The sequence below is a fragment of the Wolbachia endosymbiont of Drosophila seguyi genome (assembly GCF_028981765.1).
Classification (GTDB): Bacteria; Pseudomonadota; Alphaproteobacteria; order Rickettsiales; family Anaplasmataceae; genus Wolbachia; species Wolbachia pipientis.
Genome location: NZ_JAPQLM010000117.1, coordinates 1 through 5,653 on the forward strand (window position 1 = coordinate 1; position 5,653 = coordinate 5,653).

Consider the following 5,653-nt stretch of genomic DNA (forward strand, 5'->3'; position numbering starts at 1 on the left):
GTTATCTAAGTGGAGAAAGTCACCTCTCCCCACTCGACTGCAGAACCGTACGTGACAGGTTACCGTCATACGGCTCCTCTGCAATTTGGTGCTTGTCATGCACACTTCCTGTGTAAAATATCGTGACAATGTCCATGTAATAATAATAAATTTTTGATCATATTATTTTTCCTATTTTGGTCTTTATGGTGTATTTCTAGAATATCATCACTCTTGAACCAAAGTTGACATTGATCACATTTGCCTTGTTGTAACTTCAACAGCTTTATTACTCTCGGTGATTTATCTAGTATTCTATTAAGACGATTCCCCCAGTAAACCCAATCACCATCGTATGGAGATTTGGTTCCTTTCACTTTGATATGTCGCTTAATAACATGATCTCCGTGTCTTATAAGATTCACTTCGTTACTTGTCATAAATCGCCAATTATCATTACCATACTTCTTGAAGTACTTTCTTTTGATCCAGCATTTTCCTTTGTTTGGGTGTTTATATAACGCCCACTTCCAAAGTTTTCTGAACATTACACTGTCGATAAGATTAAATGTTTCACTTGAAACTACACAAGAGTAATATTGACTCCATCCTCTAATAATTGGATTAAGTACTTTAATTACTATTTCTTGTGTTGCTCCCCTCAATTTTCTAATCTTATGTTTGATAATGAAATTATGCTGTTTTATAGATTCACGACTTGGTTTGATTAATAACTTGTAACCTTTCTTATTATTTCTTGTTAGGTAGTGTCTTATTGAAAATCCAAGAAAATCAAATCCTGGTTTATCCCCTTCTAAAGTATGGGAAATCCTTGTTTTTGAAGGTTTTAGTTCTAGTCCAATGATTTTTAACCATTCTTCGATTAGTACCTTTGCCTTAATAAGGATCTCCTCACTCTCATGTATAACAACAAAATCATCAGCATAAAAAATTATACTAAGAGCTTGTTGTGCCCGTTGCTGCGATGCTGTACCATACTTTCTTCTTCTATATAGAAAAAGTTCACTTTTTAATGCTTCTTTAATATATTGTTCCATACCGTGTAATGCTATACAAGCCAATAATGGAGAGATAGTTCCTCCTTGAATTGTACCACTCTTAGTTGGCTGGAAGATTCTATTTTCTATTACTCCTGCTCTCAACCATCCTTTTATTGTTTTTCTTAATGTTGGTGTGGTATTGAGTTTTTCAAGCAATGCATAGTGTTTAATATTATCGAAACATCCTGAAATATCAGCATCTAAACAATATGCTGTTTTCTGACTTAGTGCATTGAATATGGCCTTCATAGCATCGTGACAAGATCTACCAGGTCTAAAACCATAAGTGTTCGGCTCAAATTTTGCTTCCCATTCAGGTTCCAACGCCATTTTTACAAGTGTTTGTTTTGCTCGACACGATATAGTGGGAATACCAAGGGGACGACGCTCCAATGGCTTGCCAGGTTTTGGTATCCAGACTCGTCTTGATGGTTTTGCTCTTCCTCTTAAATCCATAGAATTTGCTAATTGCATTCTTTCTTTTTGGTCGAGATTGGCTTTCCCATCAATACCTGCAGTCTTTTTCCCTCTATTGTCCTGTGTTACTCTTCTAACTGCGAGCATTCTTGCACTTGTTGATTTGAGTAATAATCTCTGAAGATTATGCATCTTTTTGACATCATTACATTTAGAAGCTTGGTAAATTCGTTTTTGTAGCTTAAATGAAGATTTCTCCAGCTTACGCCAAGAAATTTCATTCCATTCATACCTAACATTTTGTTGGCTCATAACATATTCACTACTACTCATAACTTTACCTTCCAAATTACAGTGTTTACGTCTGCATATCCCAAATATTACTTTGGGCGTTAGCTTCTTAAACAATCCTTCCACATAGAAGCTTACGGTTGGCTACCTGCTTATATCTAAATAAATATAAGAGCATCTATGCGGTTACTCCGTTCCATGATTTTGTTTCATGTTGGACTTAGGTTCTTACTTTTTTGCCGGAAGCTGAGAACATCCATAATCAAGTGGTAGGATCTTGATTCCTCTTTGCGCTTCTACCATTTTGGTCTATGCGTATCAACCTTATTTCGCATATTCATGTTGACGACAATTCAAACATAAGTTCCTTTCGTAACCTTATCCAACTCTGTTCGCAGGGATTTACCATAAGGTTTAGTATTACCTGCTTTTGTCTCATGCTTGCATCCCAGAAGTTGCCACTTTCTAAAATGTGAGACATACTTTATCCCTGATGTTTAGGGAAGATGGAATTTAACCACCACAAAATCACGACTTTCGTGTCGCACCCCACCATACATGCAAGGTGCAGCGGTGTGCATTTACTGCCATACTCTTCAGCATTTACATTCCCTCCTGATTTTATCAATTCTCTAACTGTTTCTAGACGTTTCTCCGTTATCGCTAGGTGCAGTGCTGTATATCCTTCTACATCCGCTGCATTCACATTCGCTCCTTTTTCAACTAATAAGCTCACTGTTTTTCCGTCTACTGCATAATGCAGTTCCTTTTTTGTCCCCTTAATATTTTTACCTGAGTTCTCTAATAATTCTTTTAGTTCATCCTCTTTTTCTTTTTTACTCATAACCTACCTCACCTTTTCTTTAAATTTAAGTCCCTTTTTTAATTCTCACCACCTCATCTATCATTTCGTTTACTTGGCACATTATCTTGGTTGCTAAATTTTGACATTCTTTCTTTATTAATGATTTGTCTCTCTTCCTTATTTCTTCGATCTCCATTATTTTTAGCTCTGGCATATAGCTCCTATCCAACTTGTCTGCTATTTCTCCCACTAGCCCCTCTATTCCATAGCACGTCAGTTTTCTACTTTTTGTTACTCCACCTTTTGCTCTCAAAAATTTACTTGCCTTTTCACTCTCTTCCCTATCACATAGACAATACTTTTCACTTTCCCATATGTAATACATTGGTGTTGAACCATACTTATTCAGTTGATTAACTTCAGATCCTGCTTTTACTAGCTCTTTTATTATTTCAACTCCTGCTCCTCCTATTTTACATGCAGAGTGCAGTGGCGTACATCCACTGACATATTGAGTGGCATTTATTTCCGCTCCTGACCTTAGCAGTACTTTTACATTTTCTAAACTTTTTGCGAATACTGCACAGTGCAGTGGCGTATAACCATTTTTATCTCTTGCATTGATCTCCGCTCCTTTTTCTATTAATAACCTCACTGTTTTGTGATCGGAATTTTCTACTGCATGGTGCAATACTGTTTCTCCTTTTTCATCCCTTTTATTAATATTTTTAAATCCATTCCTTGATACTTCTTTAAAAAACTTGTTAAAAGATTCTTTCTTTTCTTCGCTGAACCCCATTTCATACCTCACAAAATTATCTTTTCTAGCGCCAGACAAATTTCTTATATTTACCTGCTGCTATTCAAGTTATGTGCGTTTTGGCATAAAAAGGCAAGTCTTTTTTCGCGTAGTACACCTTTTTAACTAAATACTAATATAGTATATGAAGATATAAATATATATGCTTAATGCATTAAACATATTACTTGTTTCTCTTCCCAACCTCTGTTCAAATGACGATGTTCGTGCCACGTTAGTACGCCTGGGTAAAACACTAAAACGTAATTTTCCGGTTCATGTATTGAATCCTTTTGCTCTGAATTTAAATCCCTTTCAAAATGAATATTGTGCTCTGCCACACCAAATATTATAACTTTTTGGTTGGTAAAATCTTCTACTTTGTAGTGGTGAGTAACGCTAAACCTTTCTAAAATTGGCTTGTGTTTTAAATTCCACAGTTGTTCAGATAGTTTATCACTTCCTAGTAAAAATTTACTTCCTTTCTCTTCTCCACTCGTAACCGGAAAACACGCGTTTATTTCTCCTAAGTTCCAGCTATCTGATAATACTATCTGCGCTTTAGCAAACTTAATCTTAGGTAATAAGCTCTGTGGTAGCGGATATAGCGCTTTGAAGTTATACCACACATGATTTCGTTCATAAATACCGTTGTAGTTCTTAGTATGAGGCTCGGTTTCTCCAAGTATTGCTACATCCAAGCGATATATGTCATTGCTTAAAGCTCGTTCATAATGATCGCGTAGATAGTTTTCTACAATCCTAATAACCGGACCATGAGACCTGAAAAAATTTACTCTTCCAAATGACAAAACTGGCCCATCTTTTTCTATTTTTACCCCGGAATAATCCGATAATAAACTTCCGAAAAAACTCTCATCCAATATGAACCTGCTAATGTTGTAATAATCGTTAAAAATCCTCATTAGCCTCGATCTTGCAGGCAATGATAGTTTTGCTAGTTCTACTACTGCATCAACGAAGAAGTCATTCGGAACATCTTTTATCCCTATCTGCAGTTCAAAGAAGTGCTTGCCAGATGGTTCTTCGATAATTGTAATATCTTCTATATTTGCCCATTTTAGTGCTATTTTCAGTGAAGCAGGTGTTCCTCTTAAACGCTGAAATTTTATCCCTTTTTTTATCGCCTTTCTTTTGTCTTTTACCCAATGTAGGATTTCTCCTAGCCCATATTCCTCTATTATCCATGGCAACACTTTTTCCCCTTGGCTAAATTTAAACCCTCTGATACAACCAGGATCTACTTTGTAATCTATTGCATCAACCAGCGCTTTTTCCTTTTTTGTTGCGTTTGGCGGTAATAGCATTAATTTAACTCAACATTTAAACTTTTTAAGAAAGCGCACTCATTTCCTTTCACAACTATGTCTTCTCTTGGCTCTATTAATTCCACGTTTTCTACTCCTTCCATAAACAAATTGGCTATTATCCATGATCTTGTTACCTTCCATCCTAATCTTTTCGTTGTTCCAAATTTTTCGATAAATTTCTTCTTCACCGTTTCAATAATATCTGGTCTTTTAATGCTAATTTTACTGTGGATATCTATTTCTATCATATTGCAACTTACCACTTCAACTGTATCTGTTAAAATCCTCACATCCTCCCTGTTTAGCTGATTTTTGACAATTTCTAGTAATTCTTCTTGCAGTGTGGATAATTCTGTGGATAAGATTGAAACTTGTACTTTCCCTGGTATAGGTGATTCTACTAATGCATCCTTTACTCTACTATCTGCTGACAGTGCATGATATCGATAGTGTTCTTTACTTCCTCCCGTGCTCCAGCCTATTATCTTTGCTTTAATTATTTTTCTAAAACGTTCGTCATCTTCTTCTTTCTGCCTCTCCACTCCATAAAATTCAGCTAAATTATCAAGATCTTCTCCTGTCGCAAACTTAAGTAAATTACTCTTTACTGCTTCGTTTATCCTTTGTCTCAGCAAAAGCTCTCTCCAGGCTGCTACTTCTAATACCTTCATCGCTGAGTCACTTTCTACTAATGCCGTAAAACTTTCATCTCGACTTATTAATTCTTCTTTCATACGTGAAAAGATTTCTTCGAAGTTCAGTGGCTCAATAATGTTAGTCTGCTGCATCTTTATACTACAACCTCATCGAAGCGAATCTTTTTCCCCATTGGTACGTACAACCCTTCCAGGTCAAGCGTTACTTTTCCCTCTTTTACTTCTGTCATTTTTACTTTTTCTAATTTAGAGGTTGTCCGGAAACTAGTAAATTCAAGCATATTCCCTCTTTAACATAACCCTACTCATAGCTA

The 5,653-nt window shown here is 36.0% G+C and carries 4 protein-coding genes and 2 pseudogenes; all 6 read right to left on the reverse strand.

What is annotated here, in order from left to right; genetic code table 11:
- Positions 1 to 95: 95 nt before the first annotated feature.
- Positions 96 to 1,790 (reverse strand): group II intron reverse transcriptase/maturase, encoded by a 1,695-nt coding sequence (ltrA, locus tag OZD62_RS02625; protein ID WP_274979042.1) that lies wholly within the window; start codon positions 1,788 to 1,790, stop codon positions 96 to 98.
- A gap of 505 nt (positions 1,791 to 2,295) precedes the next feature.
- A pseudogene (locus OZD62_RS02630) lies at positions 2,296 to 2,592 on the reverse strand (ankyrin repeat domain-containing protein); the annotation flags it as partial.
- A 25-nt stretch (positions 2,593 to 2,617) separates the two neighbouring features.
- Positions 2,618 to 3,352: an ankyrin repeat domain-containing protein gene (locus OZD62_RS02635; protein ID WP_006280237.1), complete on the reverse strand. Its 735-nt coding sequence runs from the start codon at positions 3,350 to 3,352 to the stop codon at positions 2,618 to 2,620.
- A 167-nt stretch (positions 3,353 to 3,519) separates the two neighbouring features.
- Positions 3,520 to 4,680, reverse strand: coding sequence for a phage tail protein (locus tag OZD62_RS02640; RefSeq protein WP_044471240.1), 1,161 nt, complete (start codon positions 4,678 to 4,680; stop codon positions 3,520 to 3,522).
- Positions 4,680 to 5,471, reverse strand: coding sequence for a baseplate assembly protein (locus tag OZD62_RS02645; protein WP_012673194.1), 792 nt, complete (start codon positions 5,469 to 5,471; stop codon positions 4,680 to 4,682). The genes OZD62_RS02640 and OZD62_RS02645 overlap by 1 nt, the downstream gene beginning before the upstream one ends.
- Positions 5,472 to 5,473: 2 nt before the next feature.
- Positions 5,474 to 5,587 (reverse strand): annotated as a pseudogene (locus OZD62_RS02650) (GPW/gp25 family protein); the annotation flags it as partial.
- Positions 5,588 to 5,653 lie beyond the last annotated feature (66 nt).